22 protein-coding genes are annotated in these 22,366 nt (G+C 67.2%); 9 read left to right on the forward strand and 13 right to left on the reverse strand.

The genetic code is table 11. The features are described 5' to 3' along the window. Window positions 1–84: 84 nt before the first annotated feature. From L0D17_RS01985 to pgeF, 7 genes are read right to left on the reverse strand one after another with little or no spacing between them, the layout of a single operon-like run. On the reverse strand, window positions 85–714 hold the full coding sequence (locus tag L0D17_RS01985; RefSeq protein ID WP_243093678.1) for a histidine phosphatase family protein: 630 nt from the start codon (window positions 712–714) through the stop codon (window positions 85–87). Further along, a complete protein-coding gene (purM, locus tag L0D17_RS01990; RefSeq protein ID WP_243093679.1) occupies window positions 711–1,712 on the reverse strand; it encodes a phosphoribosylformylglycinamidine cyclo-ligase in 1,002 nt (333 codons plus the stop codon). The genes L0D17_RS01985 and purM overlap by 4 nt, the downstream gene beginning before the upstream one ends. Before the next feature lie 5 nt (window positions 1,713–1,717). Next, window positions 1,718–3,127: an Asp-tRNA(Asn)/Glu-tRNA(Gln) amidotransferase subunit GatB gene (gene gatB / locus L0D17_RS01995; protein ID WP_243093680.1), complete on the reverse strand. Its 1,410-nt coding sequence runs from the start codon at window positions 3,125–3,127 to the stop codon at window positions 1,718–1,720. Window positions 3,128–3,144: 17 nt separating this feature from the next. After that, window positions 3,145–4,230: a type IV pilus twitching motility protein PilT gene (locus L0D17_RS02000; RefSeq protein ID WP_243093681.1), complete on the reverse strand. Its 1,086-nt coding sequence runs from the start codon at window positions 4,228–4,230 to the stop codon at window positions 3,145–3,147. Between the two features lie 11 nt (window positions 4,231–4,241). Beyond that, window positions 4,242–6,911: a type IV pilus assembly ATPase PilB gene (gene pilB, locus L0D17_RS02005; RefSeq protein WP_243093682.1), complete on the reverse strand. Its 2,670-nt coding sequence runs from the start codon at window positions 6,909–6,911 to the stop codon at window positions 4,242–4,244. Then, window positions 6,908–7,390, reverse strand: coding sequence for a YqeG family HAD IIIA-type phosphatase (locus L0D17_RS02010; protein ID WP_071676685.1), 483 nt, complete (start codon window positions 7,388–7,390; stop codon window positions 6,908–6,910). The genes pilB and L0D17_RS02010 overlap by 4 nt, the downstream gene beginning before the upstream one ends. A 35-nt stretch (window positions 7,391–7,425) precedes the next feature. Continuing rightward, window positions 7,426–8,151 (reverse strand): peptidoglycan editing factor PgeF, encoded by a 726-nt coding sequence (gene pgeF / locus L0D17_RS02015; RefSeq protein WP_071676684.1) that lies wholly within the window; start codon window positions 8,149–8,151, stop codon window positions 7,426–7,428. A 71-nt stretch (window positions 8,152–8,222) separates the two neighbouring features. On the opposite strand from pgeF, the gene L0D17_RS02020 reads away from it, so the two are divergent. Continuing rightward, window positions 8,223–8,627, forward strand: a complete 405-nt coding sequence (locus tag L0D17_RS02020) for a DUF4395 domain-containing protein (RefSeq protein ID WP_071676683.1) — start codon at window positions 8,223–8,225, stop codon at window positions 8,625–8,627. Here L0D17_RS02020 and ribH read toward each other — a convergent pair. Beyond that, the gene (gene ribH, locus L0D17_RS02025; RefSeq protein ID WP_071676682.1) at window positions 8,614–9,087 is read right to left on the reverse strand and encodes a 6,7-dimethyl-8-ribityllumazine synthase; all 474 of its coding nucleotides are present in this window, start codon (window positions 9,085–9,087) and stop codon (window positions 8,614–8,616) included. The two genes, L0D17_RS02020 and ribH, sit on opposite strands and share 14 nt — an antisense overlap. A 20-nt stretch (window positions 9,088–9,107) precedes the next feature. Here ribH and crcB point away from each other — a divergent pair, with 20 nt between their 5' ends. Beyond that, on the forward strand, window positions 9,108–9,479 hold the full coding sequence (gene crcB, locus L0D17_RS02030) for a fluoride efflux transporter CrcB (RefSeq protein ID WP_243093683.1): 372 nt from the start codon (window positions 9,108–9,110) through the stop codon (window positions 9,477–9,479). Here the strand turns inward: crcB and aroQ are convergent. Continuing rightward, complete coding sequence (gene aroQ, locus L0D17_RS02035) at window positions 9,476–9,913, reverse strand: type II 3-dehydroquinate dehydratase (protein WP_243093684.1); 438 nt, start codon at window positions 9,911–9,913, stop codon at window positions 9,476–9,478. The genes crcB and aroQ overlap by 4 nt on opposite strands. Before the next feature lie 29 nt (window positions 9,914–9,942). Here aroQ and L0D17_RS02040 point away from each other — a divergent pair, with 29 nt between their 5' ends. After that, window positions 9,943–10,911: a LysM peptidoglycan-binding domain-containing M23 family metallopeptidase gene (locus L0D17_RS02040; protein ID WP_243093685.1), complete on the forward strand. Its 969-nt coding sequence runs from the start codon at window positions 9,943–9,945 to the stop codon at window positions 10,909–10,911. Here L0D17_RS02040 and L0D17_RS02045 read toward each other — a convergent pair. Further along, window positions 10,903–12,123 carry a class I SAM-dependent RNA methyltransferase gene (locus L0D17_RS02045; protein WP_071676678.1) on the reverse strand — a complete coding sequence of 407 codons (1,221 nt, stop codon included), beginning with the start codon at window positions 12,121–12,123 and terminating at the stop codon, window positions 10,903–10,905. The two genes, L0D17_RS02040 and L0D17_RS02045, sit on opposite strands and share 9 nt — an antisense overlap. A 39-nt stretch (window positions 12,124–12,162) precedes the next feature. On the opposite strand from L0D17_RS02045, the gene L0D17_RS02050 reads away from it, so the two are divergent. The 6 genes from L0D17_RS02050 to L0D17_RS02075 are packed head-to-tail and all read left to right on the forward strand — an operon-like array spanning window position 12,163 to window position 19,384. Beyond that, entirely contained in the window at window positions 12,163–12,816 is a 654-nt protein-coding gene (locus L0D17_RS02050; protein WP_071676677.1) for a response regulator, read from the forward strand. Further along, entirely contained in the window at window positions 12,816–13,802 is a 987-nt protein-coding gene (locus tag L0D17_RS02055) for a M20/M25/M40 family metallo-hydrolase (RefSeq protein ID WP_243093686.1), read from the forward strand. Before L0D17_RS02050 ends, L0D17_RS02055 begins: the two co-directional genes overlap by 1 nt. 5 nt (window positions 13,803–13,807) lie before the next feature. Beyond that, window positions 13,808–14,638 carry a hypothetical protein gene (locus L0D17_RS02060; protein ID WP_243093687.1) on the forward strand — a complete coding sequence of 277 codons (831 nt, stop codon included), beginning with the start codon at window positions 13,808–13,810 and terminating at the stop codon, window positions 14,636–14,638. A gap of 50 nt (window positions 14,639–14,688) precedes the next feature. Next, the gene (locus tag L0D17_RS02065) at window positions 14,689–16,431 is read left to right on the forward strand and encodes an ABC transporter ATP-binding protein (RefSeq protein ID WP_243093688.1); all 1,743 of its coding nucleotides are present in this window, start codon (window positions 14,689–14,691) and stop codon (window positions 16,429–16,431) included. Next, window positions 16,428–18,233, forward strand: coding sequence for an ABC transporter ATP-binding protein (locus L0D17_RS02070; protein ID WP_243093689.1), 1,806 nt, complete (start codon window positions 16,428–16,430; stop codon window positions 18,231–18,233). The genes L0D17_RS02065 and L0D17_RS02070 overlap by 4 nt, the downstream gene beginning before the upstream one ends. Then, window positions 18,233–19,384, forward strand: coding sequence for a bifunctional folylpolyglutamate synthase/dihydrofolate synthase (locus L0D17_RS02075; RefSeq protein ID WP_341474670.1), 1,152 nt, complete (start codon window positions 18,233–18,235; stop codon window positions 19,382–19,384). Before L0D17_RS02070 ends, L0D17_RS02075 begins: the two co-directional genes overlap by 1 nt. Here L0D17_RS02075 and L0D17_RS02080 read toward each other — a convergent pair. From L0D17_RS02080 to L0D17_RS02090, 3 genes are read right to left on the reverse strand one after another with little or no spacing between them, the layout of a single operon-like run. Next, on the reverse strand, window positions 19,374–20,423 hold the full coding sequence (locus tag L0D17_RS02080; protein ID WP_243093690.1) for a protease complex subunit PrcB family protein: 1,050 nt from the start codon (window positions 20,421–20,423) through the stop codon (window positions 19,374–19,376). The two genes, L0D17_RS02075 and L0D17_RS02080, sit on opposite strands and share 11 nt — an antisense overlap. Window positions 20,424–20,469: 46 nt before the next feature. Next, window positions 20,470–21,318, reverse strand: coding sequence for an ABC transporter permease (locus L0D17_RS02085; RefSeq protein WP_243093691.1), 849 nt, complete (start codon window positions 21,316–21,318; stop codon window positions 20,470–20,472). 4 nt (window positions 21,319–21,322) lie between these two features. Further along, window positions 21,323–22,333 carry an ABC transporter permease gene (locus L0D17_RS02090; RefSeq protein ID WP_243093692.1) on the reverse strand — a complete coding sequence of 337 codons (1,011 nt, stop codon included), beginning with the start codon at window positions 22,331–22,333 and terminating at the stop codon, window positions 21,323–21,325. Window positions 22,334–22,366 lie beyond the last annotated feature (33 nt).

Consider the following 22,366-nt stretch of genomic DNA (forward strand, 5'->3'; position numbering starts at 1 on the left):
GAGCACGACCTTGCCAAGGTCGGGGTCGCGGGTTCAAGTCCCGTCTCCCGCTCCAAACGCCCCGGGCCATGGTCCCGGGGTTTTTTATTGCACGCTCTCGTCGGAGAGCCAGTCGGCCCAGGTTTCCAGGTGGGCCACGTCGGAGACGCTGAGCACCTCCCGGTTGGGTAGCTGGATGCGGGTGATGGAGGTGTTGGGGATGTGTACCCGGCGCCAGGCGTGGCCTTCCAGGTCCAAGGTCAGCTTGAGCGCCGCCCGGATCACGCCCCCGTGGGTCACCAGGAGGTGGCGGCCGGGGGGGAGGGTTTCCAAAAAGACCAAGAGGCGCTGGGCGAGGTCCGCCATGCTTTCCCCCCCGGGGCGGGGGGTGTGCCAGGGGTCCTCCTGGGCCCTTTGCATGAAATCGGGGAAGCGGGCCTCCGCCTCGTCCCGAGCCAGGCCCGCCAGCTCGCCCACGTCAATCTCCCGCAGGAGGGGGGTGGTTTGGAGGGGAAGACCCAGGACCGCGGCCAAGGGCTCGGCGGTTTCCCTGGCCCGGCGCAGATCGGAGGAGAAGAGGCCGTCAAAGGGAAGGCGGCTTCGGGCCAGGCGCTGGGCTAGGCGGAAGGCCTGGCCGATCCCCACGGGGGAGAGGGGGACGTCCAGGTGGCCTTGGAACCGCTTCTTGACGTTCCACTCCGTTTCGCCGTGGCGGATGAGCCAAAGTTCCTTCATAAGAGGTGCACTCCGCTCCCAGGAACCACCCGGCCCACACGGTAGCCCTCCACCAAGGCCAAGGCTTTTTCCGCCTCGGCCTCGGGAAGAATGAGGATAAGCCCGAGGCCCATGTTGAAGACCCGGTACATCTCCTCCTCGGGGATATTCCCTAAACGTTGCAGGTAGGGGAAGATGGGGGGGATGGGCCAACTGCCCTTGTGGATTTCCGCGCCCAGGCCTTCGGGGAGGGCGCGGGGGAGGTTTTCCGCAAGCCCACCGCCCGTGATGTGGGCGATGGCGTGGACTTTGACCCCCGCTTCCTTCAGGCACAAGAACTCCTTCAGGTAGGCCCGGTGGGGACGGAGTAGGGCCTCTTTGAGGCTTTCCCCCAGTTCCGGCACCGGGGCGAAGAGGTCCTGTCCGGCCACCGCTTTGCGGATGAGGGAGTAGCCGTTGGTGTGGGGGCCGGAGGAGGGGAGGGCGAGGAGGACGTTCCCTTCCCGCACTCGCTCCGGGCCTAGGATCTCCGAGCGTTCCACCACCCCCACCAAGGTGCCGGCCACGTCCCAGGCCCCTTCCCGGTAGACCCCGGGCATCTCCGCCGTTTCCCCGCCAAGAAGGGGGATGGAAAGGGCGCGGCAGGCCTCGGCCAAGGAGGTGAGGAGGGGAACGAGGACGGACTCGTCCAGGCGGCTTGCCGCCAGGTAGTCCAGGAAGAAGAGGGGCGTGGCCCCTTGGCAGAGGAGATCGTTCACCGAGTGGTTCACCAGGTCAAAGCCGAGGCCGGAAACGTCGCCGGCCTCGAGGGCAAGCAGGGTTTTGGTCCCGACCCCGTCCGTGGTGGCAACTAGAACCGGGTGCTCCATCCCCTTCAGGGCCCGGGCGTCAAAGAGCCCCCCAAAGGCCCCAAGCCCTCTGAGGACCGCTTCCGTGTAGGTGGCGGCGATGGCGGCTTTGGCCCTTTTGAGGGCCTCGGCCTTGGCCTCTATGTGGACCCCGGCCTCCTCGTAGCGCATCGGCCCTATCCTACCCCAAGGGCCTCCTGGAGGAGGCGGCGCACCAGGTCGGGCCGGGCCTGGCCTTTGGTCCTTTTCATCACCTGGCCCACCAGGGCGTCCAGGGCCTTGAGCTTACCCTGGCGGACGCTTTCCACCGCCTCGGGCATGGCGGCGATCACCTCCGCCACTACCCCCTTTAGGGCGCCCTCGTCCGCCACCACCCCTAGCCCCCGCTCCCGCACCAAGGCCTCGGGGTCTTGGCCCTCCAGGACCTCGGGGAGGAGGGCCTTGGCCACCCGGCTCGTCACCTCTCCCCGTTCAAAGAGGGCCACCAGGCGGGAAAGGGCCTCGGGGGTGAGGCGGGTTTCCTCCAAGGAAAGGCCCCGCTCGTTTAAAAGCCCCGCCACGTCGGCCAAAAGCCAGTTGGCCAGGGCCTGGGGGGAGGCTTCCCCAAGCGCCAGGGCCCGGTCCAGGAAGCGGGCTAGGGCGGGGCTATAGGCCAGGACCTCCGCGTCCTTCTCCTTGATGCCCAGGGCGCGGTAGCGGCCCTCCTTTTGCCAGGGGAGCTCGGGCATGTTGGCTTGGACTTCCTCCAGCCAGGAGCGGGGGAGGGGGATGGGGGGGATATCGGGCTCGGGGAAGTAGCGGTAGTCCGCCTCCTCCTCCTTGGTGCGCATGGGGTAAGTTTTGCCGCTTCCCTCCTCAAAGCCCATGGTGGCCTGCTTCACCCGCTCCCCCCGCCTGAGGATCTCGGTTTGGCGGCGGATTTCGTATTCCAGGGCCCGCTGCACGCTTTTGAAGGAGTTGAGGTTTTTGATCTCCACCTTGGTGCCCAAGGGTTCCCCCGCCCGGCGCACGGAAACGTTCACGTCGGCCCGGAGCTTGCCCTCCTCGGGGCTCGCCTCGGAGATGCCCAGGGTCTGCACCAGGGCCTGGATGCGTTGCAGGAAGAGCCGGGCCTCCTCGGGGGAGTGGAGGTCGGGCTCGGTCACGAGTTCAATGAGGGGGCTTCCCGCCCGGTTCAGGTCCAAAAGGGTGCGGCCTTCCAGGTGGAGGCTTTTCCCGGCGTCCTCCTCCAGGTGGAGGCGCTTGATGCGCACCTTTTTATCCCCCAAGGGCAGGAAGCCCCCTTGGCCCAGGGGGAGGTCGTACTGGCTGATCTGGTAGTTCTTGGGCAGGTCGGGGTAGAAGTAGTTCTTGCGGTGGAAGACCAGTTTCTCCGGTACCCGGCTTCCCAGGGCCAGGGCCAGGCGCAGGCCGAACTCCACCGCCTTCCGGTTGGGCACGGGTAGGGTGCCGGGCAGGCCCAGGCAGATGGGGCAGACGTGGGTGTTGGGCTCGGCCCCGAAGTAGTCGGCTTGGCAGCCGCAAAAGGCCTTGGTCCTGGTTTTCAGGTGAAGGTGGACCTCGAGGCCGATGACGGCTTCGTACATGCCCTAAAGTTTACCCGTTAGCGCTTGGCCCCTTCCTGCACTCCAGCGAGGCGCATGAACTCCTTGGGGTCCACAGCCCTGGCGAGGCCCATCTCGTAGGTGATGAGCTTGCGCTTGTAGAGGTCGGCCAGGCAGGCGTCCATGGTGATCATGCCGTACTGGCCCCCGGTTTGGATCACGCTCCGAAGTTGGTGGCTCTTGCCCTCGCGGATGAGGGCCCGCACCGCCGGGGTGGCGATCATGAGCTCGTAGGCCAGGACCCGCCCCCCGCCGAAGGCCTTGGGGAGGAGTTGCTGGGTTAAAACGGCCACCAGGTTGTTGGAAAGCTGCACCCGCACCTGTTCCTGCTGGTTCTCGGGGAAGACGTCAATGATGCGGTCAATGGTTTCCGGGGCGGAGTTGGTGTGCAGGGTGCCCATGACCAGGTGGCCGGTTTCGGCGGCGGTGATGGCGGCGGCGATGGTTTCGTAGTCCCGCATCTCCCCCACCAGGATCACGTCCGGGGCCTGGCGAAGAACGCTTCTCAGGGCCTTGTGGAACCCGTGGGTATCGGAGCCGATCTCCCGCTGGTTGACGATGGCCTTCTTGTGCTTGTGGAAAAACTCAATGGGGTCCTCGATGGTCACGATGTGCACGGGCTTGCGTTCGTTGATGTAGTCAATCATGGAGGCCAAGGTGGTGCTCTTGCCGCTTCCCGTGGGCCCCGTGACCAGGACCAGGCCCCTTGGGCTCAAGGCGATCTCGGCGATGTTTTTGGGCAGGCCCAGCTCCTCAAAGCTCTTGATGACGGCGGGCACCACCCGGAGGACCCCGCCCACGCTTCCCCGCTGCAGGAAGACGTTTACCCGGTAGCGCCCCTTGCCCGGGAGGCTGAAGGAGAAGTCCAGCTCCTTTTCCTCCTCAAAGACGCGCTGTTGCTTCTCGTCCATGAGGGCGTACATGAGGCGCCGGGTGTCCTGGGGGGTGAGGGGCTCGTACTCCGTGGGGTGGAACTCCCCGTCCACCTTGATCATGGGCGGGAGGCCCACGGTGATCACCAAATCGCTCGCCCCCCGTTCCACGGCCAGGGTCAGCAGGTCCACGATGTCTGGGATCTTGGGCATGACTGCCTCCTTCACTCAATGGTACGCGCCAGGACCTCCTCGAGGGTGGTAATCCCTTGGAGGGCCTTGTAGACGCCGTCTTCCCGCAAGGTCTTCATGCCCTTTTTGCGGGCGATCTCCTTGATCTCCGTGGCCGACTTGCCCGCCACGATGGCGTGGCGGATTTCGTCGTCCACCACCAAAAGCTCGTGGATGGCGTGGCGGCCCTTGTACCCCGTGCCCCCGCACCGCTCGCACCCGGTGCCCTTGTAGAGCTTTACCCCTTGCATCTCCTCCTCCGGGATGCCCAGCCGGCGGAGCACCTCGGGGTCGGGCTTCACCTCCACCTTGCAGTGGTCGCAGATCCGGCGCACCAAGCGCTGGGAAAGGACGCCGATCAAGGCGGCGGAGATGTTGAAGAGCTCCACCCCCATCTCGTCCAGCCGGGTGATGGCCTGGGCGGCGTCGTTGGTGTGGAGGGTGGCGATGACCAGGTGGCCGGTGAGGGCCGCCTCCGTGGCGATCTTGGCGGTTTCCGAGTCGCGGATCTCCCCCACCATGATGATGTCCGGGTCCTGGCGCAGGAAGGCGCGCAGGGCCCGGGCGAAGGTGAGCCCGGCCTGGGGGTTCACCTGGGTCTGGTTGATGCCCGGGATCTCGTACTCCACGGGGTCTTCAATGGTCTGGGTGTTCTTGTCGGGGGTGGCGATGCGCTTCAGGATGGAAAAGGTGGTGAAGCTCTTGCCGCTTCCCGTGGGGCCGGTGATGAGGAAAATGCCGTAGGGCTTGGAGATCACCTCCTGGAAGCGCTCAAAAACCCCGGGGGCGAAGCCCAGACCCTCAATCTCCGGGATGTCCGCCGCCTTTTTCAAAAGGCGCATCACCGCCTTTTCCCCGTAAACCGTGGGCAGGGTGGAAAGCCGTAGGTCCACGTCAATGGCCCCTTCCCGGTAGCGCACCCGGCCGTCTTGGGGGAGGCGCTTTTCCGCGATGTTGAGCCCGCCCATGATCTTGATGACGCTGATCACCGGGCCCAAAGCCCCCTTGGGCAAGGTGGTGTACTGGCGCAGGGTGCCGTCAATCCTAAGGCGCACCAGCACGTCGGACTGGCGGGGCTCCACGTGGATGTCGGAGGCGTCTTGGAGGTAGGCTTCCCGGATCACCTGCTTGACGAAGCGCTGGGCGGCGCTTTCGTCCAGCTCGGTGGTGAGAGCTTCCTCTTCCGCCTGGTACCCCTTGGAAAGCTCCTTGGCCAGCTCCCCCAGCTCTTCCTTGCCGTAAAAGCGCTCAATGAGCTTGACGATGGCCGCCTCGGTGGCCACCGCCGGGACCACCTCGTAGCCCAGGCCCTTGCGCTTTAGGGCCAGGCGCACGTCGTCCAGGGCCAGGATGTTGCGGGGGTCTTTCATGAGGAGGACCAGGGTCTTGCCCTCCAGGTGGTGGGGGAAGACGCCGTAGCGCCGGGCCAGGTCTTCGGGGATGAGGAGGGCGGCCCCGGGGTCGGGGGGGTTTTCCTGGGGGTCAATGTAGGCGTAACCCAGCTGGGTGGCCACCGCCTGGGCCAAGGCCTCGGGCTTGAGCTTGCCCGACTGGACCAGGGTGTCCTCGAGGCGGCCTCCCCCTTGGCGTTGCTTCTTCAGGGCCTCCTCCACGTCCTCGGGGCGGACGAGGCCCAGCTCCACCAGGATCTCCCCTAAAGGCTTGGCCTTGGGGAGGCGCTTTTGCACCTCCAGGGCCTCCCGCAGGTGCTCCCGGCTCAGGCGGCCTTCCTGCACCAAGACCTCTCCCAGGCGCCCCTTTTCCGGGTAGGCCCGGTGGAAAAGGGCCTCCCAGGCCCTGGGCAGGGTGAGGTAAAAGCGGGCGGGGCGGCCCAAAAGCTCCTCCACCGCTTCCTTGTGCCGGGGGTCGGCCAGGACCACCTCCACCTTGCCCTCACGGATGCTCACGGGGACGGCGCTAAAGCGCAGGGCGTCGGAGCGAAGGAGAAGGGCGGTGGCGGCGGGGTCGGGGATTAGCTCCTCGGTGGAGGGTAAGAACTCCAGACCCTTTTGCTCGGCGAGCGCCCGGTAGAGGTCTTCCTCGGGCAGGCCCTTTTGCACCAGGATCCGGCCCAGGAGGTCCCCGGTCCTTTCCTGCTCCACCAGGGCCTCCTCCAGGGTTTCCCGGTCAATAAGGCCCTTCCCTAGCAGAAGTTCGCCCAGGCGCAGCTCCCCTTGGCTTGGGCCTGCGGGTGGGGGCGGGAGGGGCAGGCCCAGTTCGGGATAGTTCTTGGCTAGGGCGTACTGGAAGGCGCTCTTGGTGGTTTGATAAGGCTCCACCACCAGGCCGGTGAGGTCTTCCACCTCCTCGAGGGCCAAGGTGTCCAAGGGGTTCACGAAGGCCACCCGCACCACCCCCGCCTCCTCGTCCAGGGCGAAGGGGATGGCCCCGAGCTCCTTGGCCTTTTCCGCCGGCAGGAGGGCCTTCACCTTGGGGGGGATTTCCAGCTCGTGGAGCTCCACCAAGGGGATGCCGAAGTGGTCCTCAATGGCCTGGGCGATGCGCCTTTCCGAGAGGAGGCCCGATTCCACGATGACCTCCGCCAGGCTTCCCCCCACCTCCCGGTGCTTCTCCAGGGCCAGCTGGAGTTCCTCGTCCGTGAGGAGCCCGGCGTCCAAAAGGATGGCCCCAAGCCGCTTGTCGCCAATGGTCAGCACGCTCATGGACTCCCTCCCCAAGGTTTCCTAAATGGAGTCTCCAGCATCCGTATGAAACGCGTGTAAAAGAATTCCTTTTCCCGCAAGGGGGGCACCAGGACGGTGTAGGCCCCCACCAGGTTCCCCCCCAGGATGTCGGTGAAGACCTGGTCCCCCACCACCGCCACCTCCCGGGCGGGAAGGCCTAGGGCCCTAAGGGCCTTGTGAAAGCCCAGCCAGGGTTTCAGGGCGGGGGCGTGGCCGGGAAGGCCAAGCCGCCTTTGCACCCGGGCGAAGCGCTCGGGCAGGGCGTTGGAGAGGAGGTAGATGGGCACCGCTTCCTTCAGAGCGGAAAGCCAAGCGGCGTACTCGCTGGGGAGCACCTCTTCCCCGTAGGGCAAGAGGGTGTTGTCCAGGTCTAGGATAACCCCCTTAAGCCCCCGTGCCTCAAGCCAAGCGGGGGTGAGGTGGAGGAGGGAAGGGAGGACCTCCCGGGGGAAAAGCATGGCCTTATTGTGCCACGCCCTAAGTGAACATCGCCTTAATGGGGAAGCATCACAAGCCCCCACATCCTTCCCGTCCTCCCCCGGTCGCGGCGGTGGGAGAAGAGGGCCTGTGAACAGGCGGTGCAAAGCCCCACCCGGTAGGTGCGTTTTGGGGAAATCCCCGCCCTTTCCGCCTGGAGGAGGATGGCCCTTTCCAGGTCCAAAAGGTACTTGCCGGGGGCGCTTTCGTCCTTGCGGAAGGTGGGAAGGCCGGCCCCTTGGAAGGCCTCCGCCACCTCCTCCCCCACCTGGTAGCAGCACCCCCCGATGCCGGGGCCTATGGCCAGGTGGGCCTCCTTGGGGTCCAGCCCCAGGGCTTCCAGGAGGGCGAGGGCCTTGGGCAAAATCCCCCCCACCACGCCCCGCCAGCCGGCGTGCAGGGCGGCCACCGCCCCTTGGGGGTGGTAGAGGAGGAGGGGGTAGCAGTCCGCCACCCCTACCCGGAGGAGGAGGCCCGGGGCGGTGGTGAGGAGGCCATCCCCTTCCCAAACCCCAGGGCCCTCCACGAGGTGGAGGGCGGTGCCGTGCACCTGCTTAAGCGCCGCCACCGGGGGGTGGCCGAAGGCGCTGAGGACCCGGCGCTGGTTCTCCGCCACCTTCTCCGGGTCGTCCCCGGTGGCGGGGGAGAGGTTGAGGCTATGGAAGGGGCCTTCCGAAACCCCGCCGAGCCGGGTGGTGAAGCCGTGGGGTGTGGGCAAGGGGGTGGTGAGGAGGGGAACCACGGGACCATTCTGCCATGGGGAATGTGCCCTTTACCCCTAAGCTTCACGGGCTAAGGTGTATAGTAGCCCCTATGAAGACGGACCAGAACCAGCTCCGTTTCAACCAGGCCCTCTTGGTCCTCCTTCTGCCCCTGGCGGCCCTGATGGACCTCCCCTGGCTCGTGTACGCTCTTTTCCTCCTCATGGCGAGCCAGCACACCCCCTACGACCTGATGGTGGCCCTAAAGCGCCTCCTGCGGGTGCCCCCAAGGCTGGCGGAGGAGGACCCCAGGCCCCACCGGTTCGCCCGCACCCTGGGGGCGGTCTTCCTGGGCTTGGCCTCCCTTTTTCTCCTCTTGGGGCTAGAGGGGGTGGGCTACGCCTTGGCCCTTTTGGTGGCCCTCTTGGCCTTCATCAACCTGGCCTTTGGCTTTTGCCTGGGCTGCTTCCTTTACCTTCACCTCCGCTACGCCCGGGCCCTTTTCACCGGGAAATAACCTCTAGGAGGCGCACCATTTCAATGGCGGTGAAGACCGCCTCGGCGCCCTTGTTCCCGGCCTTACCCCCGGCGCGCTCTTGGGCCTCCTCGGGGGTGTTGGTGGTGAGGACGCCGAAAACGATGGGCTTTTCCGTCTGGAGCATGGCCTGCATGAGGCCGCTTGCCGCCTGGGCCGCCACGTACTCAAAGTGGGGGGTCTCCCCCCGCACCACGGCCCCTAAGGCCACCACGGCGTCCACATCGGGGCGCTGGGCCAGGCGCTTAGCCACCAGGGGAAGCTCAAAGGAGCCGGGCACCCAGGCCACCAGGACCTCGGCCGGATCGCCCCCGAGCCGGGCGTAGGCCTCGAGGGCCCCCTCCAAGAGGAGCTTGGTCACCCGCTCGTTGAAGCGGCCCACGGCGACGGCGAGCCGCACCCCCTTGGCGGTGAGGATGGGGGAGAAGGTCTTGGGCCTCATGGCCCCAATATACTTTTTGCGTGGAGCGCTACCTCCTGGTGGCCTTGGGCGGGGCCTTGGGCTCGGCCTTGCGCTACGGGCTTGGGGCCTACGTCCAAGGGCTCTTGGGCCCGAGTTTTCCCTACGGCACCCTTTTCGTGAACGCCCTGGGGAGCTTCCTCATCGGGGCGGTGCTTCGGCTTTCCCTAGAGGGGGCCCTTTCCCCTGAGGCGCGGCTTTTCCTGGCGGTGGGGGTCCTCGGGGGGTTCACCACCTTCTCCACCTTCAGCTACGAGACCTTAACCCTCCTGCAGGACGGGGAGGTGGCCCGGGCCTTGGCCTACGTGGGCCTAAGCCTTTTCCTAGGGCTTTTGCTGGTGTACTTGGGCTACCGCCTAGCGGGGCTTCGCTAGCCCACCTCCAGAACCTCCGCCAGGTAGGTGAGGGCGAGCTTGTAGGAGAGGGGGCCAAAGCCGGAGATGATCCCCCGGCAGGCCCCGGCGGTCACGGAGTGCTGGCGAAAAGCCTCCCGGGCGTGGAGGTTCGTCAGGTGGACCTCCACCACGGGGAGGGGCTGGGCCCGGATGGCGTCCAGGAGGGCGTAGGAGTAGTGGGTGAGGGCCCCGGGGTTGAGGACGATGGCCAAAAACCCTTCCCGGTGGGCTTGCTGTACCCACTCAATGAGCTGCCCCTCGTAGTTGCTCTGGCGGAAGGCCACCCCGAGGCCAAGCTCCGCGCCCCAGGCCTCACAAAGGGCCTCCAGCTCCTCCAGGGTGGTGCGGCCGTAGACCTCAGGCTCCCGCATTCCCAATAGGTTCAGGTTGGGGCCGTTTAGGATCAGCACCATAGGGGCTCCTTTCCCCCTAGCATAAGGCCATGCCCCGCCTTTTTTCCCTCGCCTTCCTCCTTCTCGCCGCCTGGGCCAAGACCCACACCGTGGCCCCGGGGGAGACGCTCTATGGCATCGCCAAGCGCTACGGCACCACGGTGGAAGCCCTGGCCCGCCTCAATGGCCTCGCCGACCCCAACCGCCTCCGGGTGGGGCAGGTCCTGTGGGTGGGGCCGGAGGAAAGGGCCCTTCCCCGGGGCAAGGTCCTTTTCTGGCCCCCGGTGCAGGGGCGGGCCTTTGGCCTTCGGGTGGAGGGCTACGCCGGGGGCGAGGCGGAATGGTTGGGGGTCCGCTACCCCTTAGCCCTGGGAAGGGGAGGGCTTTGGGGCCTCTTGGCGGTGGGGGCCTTGGCGGCCCCAGGGGAGTACCCGTTGCGCTTCTTCCTGGAAGGGGAAGGGGTTTCCCTCACCCTCCGGGTTGCCCCAGGGGCGTACCATCGGGAAACCCTGGCCCTAAGCCCATCCCTTAAGGCCCTCCTGCAGGACCCGGAAGGGAAGGCGGAACGGGAGCGTGTCCTGGCCGCCTGCCCCAAGGGGGGACCCCTCCTTGTTTCGGGCTCCTTTCTCCCCCCGGTGGAAGGGGCCAGGGCCACGAGCGGCTTCGGCACCCGGCGGCGCTACGGGGACCTCTTCACCGCTTACCACGAGGGCTTGGACCTGGCCGCCCCTCCCGGCACTCCGGTGAAGGCGGTGGCGGAGGGGTTGGTGGTCCTCTCGGCGAGGCTTCGCCTGCGAGGGGAAGCGGTGGTTCTGGCCCACGGGATGGGGCTTTGCACCGGGTACTGGCACCTTAAGGAAAGGCGGGTGCGGGAAGGGGCAAGGGTGCGGGCGGGGGAGGTTTTGGGGCTCCTCGGGAGCACGGGGCTTTCCACGGGGCCTCACCTGCACCTGGAGGTGCGCCTCCAAGGGGTGCCCGTGGACCCGGCCCCCTTTTTCCGGGGGCTTCCCCTACCCTAGCCGGAGGAGGGAGAGGACCTCCACGTGGTGGGTGAAGGGGAAGAAATCGTAGGGCCGCACGAAGGCCAGGCGGTATCCCCCCCGCACCAACTCCCCCACGTCCCGGGCCCAGGTGGCGGGGTCGCAGGCGATGTAGAGGATCTCTTGGGGCCGGCTTTCCAGGAGGTAGGCCCGCACCTCCGGGGCGAGCCCGGCCCGGGGTGGGTCCACCGCCACCAGGTCAAACCGCCCAAACCGAAGGGCTTCCCGGACATCCCCCCGGTGGAAGCGGAGGTTTTCCACCCCAAGCCGCCTCCGGTCCGCCTCGCCCCGGCGCACCGCTTCTTTGCTCACCTCCACCGCCACCACCTCCCGGTAGCGGGGGGCGAGGAGGAGGGAGAGGAGGCCGCTTCCGGCGTAGAGCTCCAAGGCCCTTTCCCCCCCTGAGGCGAGCCCGGCGGCTTCGGCGAAGAGTTCCCCGGCCGCCAAGGGGTTCACCTGGCTGAAGCTTTCCACGCTCACCGTGGCGGTGAGGGGGCCAAAGCGCTCTAGAAGGGTTCTCTCCCCGTGGAGGGGCGTGACCCGGCCGCGAAAGCGCCCCTTGGCGGAAGGTTCTGCCCAGACCACCCCGGCGAAGCCCTCCTTCACCAGGGCCTTGGCGGGGCGCTTTAGGGCCTCGAGGCTCCCCCCGATGAGGCCTAGGAGCACCCTCCCCTCCAAGAGGCTACCCCTAAGGGCCACCTCCTCCACGGGAAGGGGCCAGGTCTTTAAGAGGGCGAAGGCGGAGGCCAAGGGCTCGGCCAGGAGGGGGTCCTCCTCCAAGGGGTAGAGGGCGTGGCTTTCGGGAAGGCGGTAGGCGAGGCCCCCCAAGGGGTAGCGGGCGTACTGGGCGGCGGTGCGGTAGCCCAAGGGCCTGGGCGAAGGGCGGATGGGCAGGAGGGAGGCTTCCAGCTTGGCGATGCGCGCCAAGGCGTCCCCTACCAGGGCCTCCTTGAGGGGGAGCTGGGCCTCGTAGGCCAGGGGGAGGTCGGCGGAGGGGGGAAGGGGATGGGGGTAACGCTGGGGGTGGGGCTCTAGGATTTCCACCTCTTCCAGAAAGAGGGTTCCCTTTCGCCGCACGGGTACCCCCCGCACCACCTCCCCCGGCAGGGCCCCCTTGACCAGGATGGCCCCTTCCTCCGTGCGGGCGAGGCCGTACCCTCCCGGGACGAGCTTTTCTATCCGTGCCTGCATCCCCTTACCCTAGCAGAAGGCCCGGGATAAGATGAAGGGGTGATCCGGGTACTGCTAGCGGACGACCACGCCCTCTTCCGCCAAGGGCTCAAGAGCCTCTTGGAGGCGGAAGGGGATTTCCGGGTGGTGGGGGAGGCCAAGGATGGCTGGGAGGCCATGCGGCATGCCCTCGAGGCCAAGCCGGACGTGATCCTCATGGACATCCAGATGCCGGGCCTGGATGGGGTCCAGGCCACCCAGGCCATCCTCAAGGAGTGGCCCGAGGCCAAGGTCATCATCCTCACCATGTACCGCCAGGACGCCTACGTGTTTGAGGCGGTGAAGGCGGGGGCCCGGGGCTACCTGCTAAAGGACACGGACGCGCAGGAGCTCATTGAGGCCATCCGCCGGGTGCACGCCGGCGAGGTGCTTTTGGATGCGGAGCTTGCCGGGCGTATCATCCAGGACTTCCGGGCCAAAAAGGAGGCCCAGGCCCCCTTGCACGCCGAGCTTTCCGAGCGGGAGGTGCAGATCCTCAAGCTGGTGGCCCAGGGCTACACCAACCTGGAGATCGCCGCCGAGCTCGGCCTTTCCGAGAAAACGGTGCGCAACCGCCTTTCCGAGATCTTCCAGAAGCTCCACCTGAACAACCGCACCCAGGCGGCCCTTTACGCCATCCGCGAGGGGCTCGCCCAGCCCGAGCCCGAAGAGTAGTGGACCCGGTGCGCCACCTCTTGGAGCTTGCCCCCTTGGTGGGGGAGGAGGCGCGGGGGGCCTATGTGGCCCGCCACCTCCCCGGGGCGCAGCGGGACGGGGTGGGGAACGTGTGGGCGGGGGAGGGGAGGGTCCTCCTTCTCGCCCACCTGGACACCGTTTTGACCCCGGTTTCCCCCAAACGGGTGGGGGAGCGGCTTTATGGCCCTGGGGTGGGGGACAACTCGGCGGGTGTGGCGGTCCTCCTTTCCCTTCCCTCCCTCCCCGGGGTGGTGCGGGGCTTCACCGTGGGGGAGGAGGGCCTGGGGAACCTCAAGGGGGCCCGGGCCCTGGTGGCGGCCTTGCGGCCCGAGGTGGTGGTGGCGGTGGACGGCTACCTGCCCGGGGTGGTGGACCGGGCCTTGGGCTCGGTGCGCCTTAGGGTCCGGTTCTTTGGCCCCGGGGGGCACGCCTGGGGGGACCGGGGGAGCCCAACCCCGGTCTTCGCCCTGGCGGAGGCCTTGGCGGGGCTTCCCCCTTTGGTGGCGGGCCTCGAGGCCAGCCTGAACGCCAGCGGCCTCAAGGGGGGCGAGGCGGTGAACGCCATCCCCGAGGAGGCGGAGGCCCTTTTAGAGGTGCGCTCCCCCGATCCTTTTCTGTTGCGAAGCGTGGCGCAGAAGGTGCAGGCCCTGGTGGTGGAGGCAGCCCAACGCCACCGGGTGGAGCTTTCCTGGGAGGAGCTCGGCCAAAGGCCCGCGGGTGCCACCGCCACCTCGGGGCTGTTGCGGGCGGCGGAGGAGGCCTTGGCCGCCATCGGGGAAAGGCCCCTTTTCCAGCCCGGCTCCACCGACGCCAGCGCCGCCATCGAACAGGGCATCCCCGCCTTGGCCCTTGGCGTGTACCGGGGGGGCGGGGCCCACACCCGGGAGGAGTGGGTCCTGCCCCAAAGCCTTTGGGAGGGGCGCACCGCTCTCCTCGCCTTTCTCAAGGCCCTTGGCGTAGGATAGGGCGTATGCGCGTGGGCGTCCTGTTAGGCTTCCTCTCCCGGCGGTACCTGGGGTTCTGGGAGGCGTACTTGGAGGCGCTGGGGGTGGAGGTGGTGCGGGCCGAGGTGGCCCCCGACCTGCGCCAGCCCTACTGCCTTCCCGTCCAGGGGCTTCTGGCCCAGGTGGAGGCCCTGAAGGCCCAGGGCGTGGACTACCTCCTCCTCCCCGACCTCCAGGGCGGGGTGGAGTCGGAAAAGGGCGGGGGGCAGTGCCCGTGGCTTTTGGACCTGGAGGCTACCCTCCTCCGCTACTTCCCCGGGCTTCCCCCCGTGCTCAAGGTGCCGGCGGAGCTTTCGCCCAAGGTCTTGGGCCGCGCCGGGGAGGTGGGCCAGATCCTCACGCAAAACCCCATGCTGGTGGGCCGGGCCTTGGACCGGGCCAAAAGCCTCCTCAAGCCCCCCCCTCCCCTCAAGTCCCCCCCGGGGAGCGTGGGGGTGGTGGCCCAGCCCTACCTCCTGGAGGACGAGGGCTTCCGGGAAGCGGTGCGGAACGCCTTGGCGGCGGTGGACCTCCTGCCCTTCTTCCCCGACCTGCCCCCGGAAAAACTCCGGGAGGAGGGGGATAAGCTCCTTCCCATGGACCTCCCCACGGACAAGGAGCTTGTGGGCATGGTTCACTACCTCCACCGCCTGGGCCGGGTGAAGGGCCTTCTTCTGGTGGTTTCCTACGCCTGCCCCCCCATCCCGGGCCTCTTGCGCCGCGCGGCCCGCAGGCTGGCCAAGCCCCACCGCCTCGTCACCCTGGGGGAGGACTGGACGGAAAGCTTAAGCGCCCTCAAGGCGGAGATGGGGGCTTAGGTGTTCCCCGCCCTAAAAAGGGGTGGGGCTTTTGCGGTAGACTCAAGGGCATGACCGGTCGGTCAGCTCCCTCCTTGCGCCGCCTTTTTTCCTACCTGTACCCCTACCGCTTCCGGTATGCCCTGGGTGTTCTCTTGGGGCTTCTTTCCATCTTTTTCTCCGTCCTGGGGCCCTATTTTTTGCGCCTGGCCGTGGATGCTTTGGGGCACGGCGGCCCCTATGGGCGCTACGCCCTCTTGCTTTTTGCCTCGGCGGGGCTTACCGCCCTGCTTTCCTACTTCATGCGCCGATTGGCGGTGGTGGCGAGCCGCCGGGTGGAGTACGACCTGCGGAACGATCTCTTCCACCACCTCCTCCGCCTGGACCGCTCCTTCTACCAGAAGACCCGGGTGGGGGACCTCATGAACCGCTTGAACACCGACCTCTCCGCGGTGCGGGAGATGGTGGGGCCCGGCATCATGATGGGAAGCCGGCTTTCCTTTTTGGTCCTCCTGGCCTTTTTCTCCATGTACACCGTGGACCTTCGCCTCGCCTTCTACCTCACCCTGATCCTGCCCGCCATCGCCCTTTTCATGTACCACCTGCTCCGCCTGGTGGACCGCCGCTACCGCGAGGCCCAGGAAACGTTTGACGCCATCAGCACCTTAAGCCAGGAGGCCTTTAGCGGCATCCGGGTGGTGAAGGGCTACGCCCTGGAAAGCCGGATGCTGGCCCGTTTCCAGGACCTGAACCGGATTTACATGCAAAAGAGCCTGGCCCTGGCCCGGGTGGAAGGCCCCATGCAGGCCCTCTTGGGGTTTCTTATGGGCTTCGCCTTCCTCACGGTGCTCTGGGTGGGGGGCAGGATGGTCGTGCGAGGGGAGCTTTCCGTGGGGGAGTTGGTGCAGTTCAACGCCTATCTGGCCCAGCTCACCTGGCCCATCCTGGGGCTTGGCTGGGTTCTGGCCATGTACCAGCGGGGCCTTACCAGCCTAAGGAGGCTTTTGGAGCTTCTGGACCAAGAGCCCGCCATCCAGGACCAGGACCCCTTGCCCCTCAAGGTGGAGAACCTCACGGGGGAGGTGCGCTTTGAGGGGGTGGGGCTTCGGCTCGGGGGGCGCTGGCTCCTCAAGGACCTCACCCTCACGGTACCCGAGGGCATGACCCTGGGCATCACCGGCCGCACCGGGGCGGGGAAAAGCCTCATGGCGGCCTTGGTGCCCAGGCTTTTAGACCCCACGGAGGGAAGGGTGTACGTGGGGGGGTACGAGGTGCGGCGGATCCCCTTGGCCACCCTCAGGAAGGCGGTGGGCGTGGCGCCCCAGGAGCCCTTCCTCTTCAGCGAAACCCTCCTGGAGAACATCGCCTTCGGGCTGGACAAGCCGGACCGGGAGCGGGTGGAGTGGGCGGCGCGGCTTGCCGGGATCCACGAGGAGATCCTCTCCTTCCCCAAGGGCTATGAAACGGTCCTGGGGGAGCGGGGGGTGACCCTTTCCGGGGGGCAAAGGCAGCGGGTGGCCCTGGCCCGGGCCTTGGCCAAGCTTCCCAAAATCCTCATCCTGGACGACGCCTTGAGCGCCGTGGACACGGAGACGGAGGCCAGAATCCTGGAGGGCCTCAAGGGGGTTTTGGGCAAGCAGACCACCTTCCTCATCTCCCACCGCACCGCCACCTTGCGCCATGCGGACTGGATCGTGGTCCTGGAGGAGGGGAGGATCGTGGAGGAGGGCACCCACGAAAGCCTCCTCGAGGCCGGGGGGATTTACGCGGAGCTGGACCGCATCCAGCGCATGGAAAAGGAGGTGGGGGAATGACCCAGGAGGACGCCTACACCAAGGCCTTTGACCGGGTGCTCTTCGCCCGCATCCTGGCCTACGTCCGCCCCTACCGCCTTCAGGTGGCCTGGGCCCTCCTTTGCCTCCTCCTCACCACCCTCACCGCCGCCCTCACCCCCCTCTTCTTCAAGTGGGCCATTGACGGGGCCCTGGTGCCCCAAGAGGCCAAGCCCCTTTCCGAGCGCTTCGCTCTCCTCCTTTGGGTGAGCCTGGGCTTTTTGCTGGTGCGGGGGGTGAACTTCGCCGCCACCTACGGGCAGACCTACCTCATTCAATGGGTGGGGCAGCGGGTTCTCTTTGACCTCAGAAGCGCCCTTTTCGCCAAGCTCATGCGCCTCCACCCGGGCTTTTACGACCGAAACCCCGTGGGCCGGCTCATGACCCGCATCACCTCGGACGTGGACGCCATCAACCAGTTCATCACCGGGGGGCTGGTGGGGGTGATCGCCGACTTCTTCACCTTCTTGGGGCTCCTCGGCTTCATGCTCTTCCTTAGCCCCAAGCTCACCCTGGTGGTCCTCCTGGTGGTGCCCATCCTCCTCGGGGTCACGGTCTGGGTCCGGAACGGCATGCGCTTCGCCTACCGGGAGATGCGCCTGCGCCTGGCCCGGGTGAACGCCGCCTTGCAGGAAAACCTCTCCGGGGTGGAGACCATTCAGCTCTTCGTGAAGGAGAAGGAGCGGGAGGAGAAGTTTGACCGCTTAAGCCGCGACCTCCTCCAGGCCTGGGTGGAGATCGTGCGCTGGTTCGCCCTCTTCTTCCCCGTGGTGGGCTTTCTGGGGGACCTGGCCGTGGCGGGCCTCCTCTACGTGGGCGGGGGGGAGGTGGTGCGGGGGGTGGCCTCCTTGGGCCTCCTGGTGGCCTTCGTGGACTACACAAGGCAGCTTTTCCAGCCTCTGCAGGACCTTTCCGACAAGTTCAACCTCTTTCAGGGGGCCATGGCCAGCGCCGAGCGCATCTTCGGGGTCTTGGACACGGAGGAGGAGCTTAAGGACCCGGAAAACCCCAAGCCCATCCACCGCTTCCGGGGCGAGGTGGTCTTCCGGGACGTCTGGCTCGCCTACACCCCCAAGGGGGTAGAGCCTAGGGAGGAGGACTGGGTCTTAAAGGGGGTTTCCTTCCACATCCGCCCGGGGGAGAAGGTGGCCTTGGTGGGGGCCACGGGGGCGGGGAAGACCAGCGTGGTGAGCCTCATCGCCCGCTTCTACGACCCGCAAAGGGGGCAGGTCCTCCTGGACGGGGAGGACGTGCGCCGCTACCGCCAGGAGGAACTCAGGCGGCACATCGGCATCGTCCTCCAGGATCCCTTCCTCTTCTCCGGCACCCTTTTGGACAACCTCCGGCTCTTCCAGGAGGAGATCCCGGAGGAAAAGGTGGTGGAGGTGGCCAAGTTCCTGGGGGTGCACGAGGCCATCCTGCGCCTGCCCCAGGGTTACCACACCCAGGTGGGGGAAAGGGGGGCGGGGCTTTCCACGGGGGAGAAGCAGCTTCTGGCGTTGGTGCGGGCCCTCCTCGCCAGCCCCGACATCCTCCTCATCCTGGACGAGGCCACGGCCAACGTGGACTCGGAAACGGAAAAGCGCTTGCAGGAGGCCCTCTACAAGGCCATGGAGGGGAGGACCTCCATCATCATCGCCCACCGCCTCTCCACCATCCGAAGGGTGGACCGCATCCTGGTCTTCCGCAAGGGGCGGCTGGTGGAGGAGGGGACCCACGAGGCCCTCCTCGCCCGGGGCGGCTACTACGCCACGCTTTACCGCCTCCAGTACGCTCAAGGGTGATGGACTACCGGGAAGCGTTGGACTGGCTTTACGCGAGGAGGCGCCAAGGGGAGCGGGGCGTAGGGCGGGTTTTGGCCCTTCTGGAGCGCCTAGGCCACCCGGAAAGGGCCTTCCAAGCGGTGCACGTCCTCGGCACCAACGGCAAGGGGAGCGTGGTGGCCTACCTCGAGGCCGCCTTCCGGGCCCGGGGCTTGGCCCACGGCGCCTACACCAGCCCCCACCTTTTGGACTTCCGGGAGAGGATCCGCACCCACTTGGGCCTCATCCCCGAGGAGGAGGTGGTGGGCTTCGTGACCTGGGCCAGGGGGGAGGCTTGGCCCGAACCCCCGGGGTTTTTTGACCTGGCCACCGCCTTGGCCTTCCACCACTTCCGGGAAAGGGGGGTGGCCCTGGCGGCGGTGGAGGCGGGGGTAGGGGGTGAGAAGGACGCCACCAACGCCCTGGCCAGGGTGGCCCTCACCGTGCTCACCAACGTGGGGGAGGACCACCTGGAGGCCCTGGGGGGAAGCCTCGAGGCGGTGGCCCGGGACAAGGCGGGGGCCTTCCGGGAGGGGGTGCCCGTGGTCACGGGGGCCCGGGGGGTGGGCCTGGAGGTGGCCCGGGCGGTGGCGCAGGCCAAGGGAGCGCCCCTTTACGTCCTGGACCCCTTGGACCCCCTCTTCGCCCTCCCCGCTTCCCCGGGGCTCAAGGGTGCCTTCCAGGAGGAAAACGCCCGGCTTGCCGCCGCCGCCTTGAGGCTTCTCGGCTTCCCCGAGGCGGCCATTGCCCAGGGGCTTCGGGAGGCCCGGAACCCAGGGCGGCTGGAGCGCTTTCTCCTGGAAGGGGTGGAGGTCTACCTGGACGGGGCCCACAACCCCCCGGCGGCGGAGGCTTTAGCCCGGGAGTTTTCCGCCTACCACCTTCTTTTCGGGGCCTTTCCCCGCAAGGACGTGAAGGGGATGCTCTCCCACCTCCTCCCCAAGGCGCGCACGGTGCGCTACGCCCGGGCGGGGGAAGGGGCCTTGGGGCCGGAGTTGGGGGCCCCCTTCTTTGAAGACCCTTGGGAGGCGCTTTGGCACGGGGTGGAGGCGGCCAAGGAGGACGGCCTCCCCCTCCTCTGCACGGGGTCGCTCTACCTGGTGGGGGCTTTGAGGGGGCGGCTCACTCCCTAGCCTCCGCCAAGACCCGCCCCGAGGGGTCGGCGAAGACCACGCGGCGCACCCGCTGGAGTTCCAGGAGAACGTAGGGACTGGTGAGGGCCTGGGTGACGATGGCCCCGGGCCTGGGGGAGGTGGGGTTCAGGACCACCCGGGCCGCCTCGCCGGCGTAGGTGACCCCGGCCACCTCGAGGCCATACCCCCCGGTGGGCTTCAGGCCCCAGAAGAAGGCGGCCACGCTCCGCGTGCGGAAGTCCACGCTGGGGGCGGGGGGGCGGGGGAGGCGGTTGGCCACGATGAGGTTCCAGACCTCGGCGAAGCGGGCGGGGTCGTTGGCCAGGAAGGCCTTGGCCTCCGTGTCCTGGTAGGCGGCCTGGGTGCCCCGGTCCAGGATGCGGTAAAGGGGGGCGGGGGGGCTCACCACCTCCAGCCTAAGCCCGTACTGGACCAAAAGCGCCCCCACCCGGTAGCCATCGGGGGCCGGGTCCAGGCCGAGGGGCTTGAGGACGGGCTCGGCAAGCTCAAAGAGCACCACCTGCCGGTCTCCCCTCCGGGCCAAGGCCTCCCGCAGGAGGACCTGGGTTTCCGCCCCGGTGAAGGCGTAAAGGTCGGGGGTGAGGTAGGTGCTGGGCTGGACCAGGCTCCTCCTTTCCCCTTCCTTTAGGCCTCCCGTGAGGCGCACCCAGCCCACCCCATCGTAGAGCCAGGTGGCCCGCAAGGCGGTTTGGGTCCGCACCTCCACCAGGCTCCCCCCTACGCCCCGCACCGCCTCGGCCACGGGCCTCAAGGCCGGGCCCACCTCCCGCAGGAGGGGGTTCCCGTCCACCCAAAGCGCTCCTGGCACCGCCCAGAGGCTTTCCCGGGTGGTCTTTTCCAGGCGGAGGACCTTTTCCCCCAGGCGCACCTCCCGGGGCTCCCCGTAAAAGTAGGTCCAGCGCTCTGTGGCCTCGGGGAAGAGGAGCTGGGCCTCGGCCACCCGGTAGCCCGAGCCCTGAAGCACCTCGCAGGCCCCGAGGAGGGGCAGGACAAGGAGGAGCAAAAGGCTTTTCCTCATGCCTCCATGATACCCGGAGGAAAGCCCCGAACTTTTAAGCCTTCCTTTAGCGGCTCCGGGGGTCTAAGGCGTCCCTGAGGCCGTCGCCCAAGAGGTTGAAGGCCAGCACGGTGAGCATGATGAAAAGGCCGGGGAAGAGCATGGTCCAGGGGGCGTTCATGGCGTAGCCCCCCTTGAAGCTGTCGGCGATCATGGCGCCCCACTCCGGGGCCGGGGGCTGGGCCCCGAGGCCCAAGAAACCCAAGGCGGCGGCCTCGAGGGTGGCGGTGCCGATGGAAAGCGTGGCCTGGACCACTAAAGGCGGCAGGCTCCCGGGGAGGATGTGGCGGAAGAGGATCCGCGCGTTTCCCGCTCCCAAGGCGAAGGCGGCTTGCACGAAGTCCTGTTCCCTTAGGGAGAGGACCATGGAGCGGGCCAGGCGGATGTAGATGGGCACCTGGACGATGCCGATGGCCAACATGGCGTTTTGCAGGCTGGGCCCCGAAACCGCCACGATGGCAATGGCCAAAAGGGTTCCGGGGAAGGCCAGGAGTAGGTCAGCGAGCCAGCCGATGAAAAGCTCGGTGCGGCCCCGATAAAACCCGGCGAGAAGCCCCAAGAGGGTTCCCAAAACCAGGCCGATGCTCACCGAGACGAGCCCCACCTGTAAGGAGATGCGGCTTCCGTGGAGCACCCGGGTGAAGACGTCCCGACCCAGGTGGTCGGTGCCGAAGGGGTGCTCGAGGCTTGGCGGTTTCAGCCGATTCAGGTAGTCCCGGTCGGTGCTGGGGTCGTAGGGGAGGAGGAGGGGAACGAAAAGCGCCAAAAGGACCAAGGCTAGGGTGAGCCCGAGGCCCACCTTGCCGGAAGGGGACTTCAGAAAGCGGCGAAAGGCTTGACGGGTTGGGGTTTCCATGGCTTCACCGGTACTGGATGCGAGGGTCCAAAAGGGCGTAGGAGAGGTCCACCAGGAGGTTGACGAGGACAAAGGCCGTGGCGACCACGAGGACCCCGGCTTGCACCACGGGGTAGTCGCGGTTGAGGATGCCCTCATAGATGTACGAGCCGATGCCGGGCCAAGAGAAGATGGTTTCCGTGAGGATGGCCCCGCCCAAAAGGGTGCCGAACTGCAGACCGATGATGGTCACCACCGGGAGGAGGGCGTTTTTGAGGGCGTGCTTGAGGATCACCTGCCGCTCGGCTAGCCCCTTGGCCCGAGCCGTGCGCACGTAGTCCTGGGAGAGCACCTCCAGCATGGCGCTTCGGGTGATGCGGGTGAGAATGGCCAAGGGGATGGTGCCTAGGGTCAGGGCGGGGAGGACGAGGTGCTTTAAAGCGTCCAGGAAGACGCCGGGCTTTAGGGCGAGGAGACCATCCAGGAGAAGAAAACCCGTGATGGGGCGGAAGTCAACGGCCAAGTCGGTGGAAAGCCTTCCCCCCGTGGGTAACCAGTGCAGGTTCACGGCGAAGAGGTAGACCAGCAAGAGTCCGAGCCAGAAGACGGGCATGGACACCCCCACCAGGGAAAGGCTCATGGAAAGGGTATCCAGAAGGCTATTCTTCCGCACCGCCGCCAGGATGCCCACGGGAATGCCGAGGACCACCGCCACCAAGGTGGCGGCCAAGGCCAGCTCAAAGGTGGCGGGCCACCGGCGCTTCAGCTCCTCGGCCACGGGGATGGTGGACACGGCGCTGGTGCCCAGGTCCCCGGTGAGGACGTTGCGCACGAAGGTGAGGTACTGGACGTAGAGGGGCCGGTTAAGCCCGAGTTTTTCCCGCAGGGCGGCGAGCTGCTCCGGGGTCCCCCGCTCCCCCAAGATGGCCTGGGCGGGGTCCCCGGGGATGAGCTGGAGGAAGAGGAAGACCAAAAGGGTGATGCCAAAGAGAACCGGTACAAGGCCCAGAAGGCGCCGGACAATGTAGCTCCACATTTTTCCGCCTCAAAAAGCCCGGACCCCCCGAAG

The organism is Thermus thalpophilus (assembly GCF_022760915.1).
Taxonomy (GTDB): Bacteria; Deinococcota; Deinococci; order Deinococcales; family Thermaceae; genus Thermus; species Thermus thalpophilus.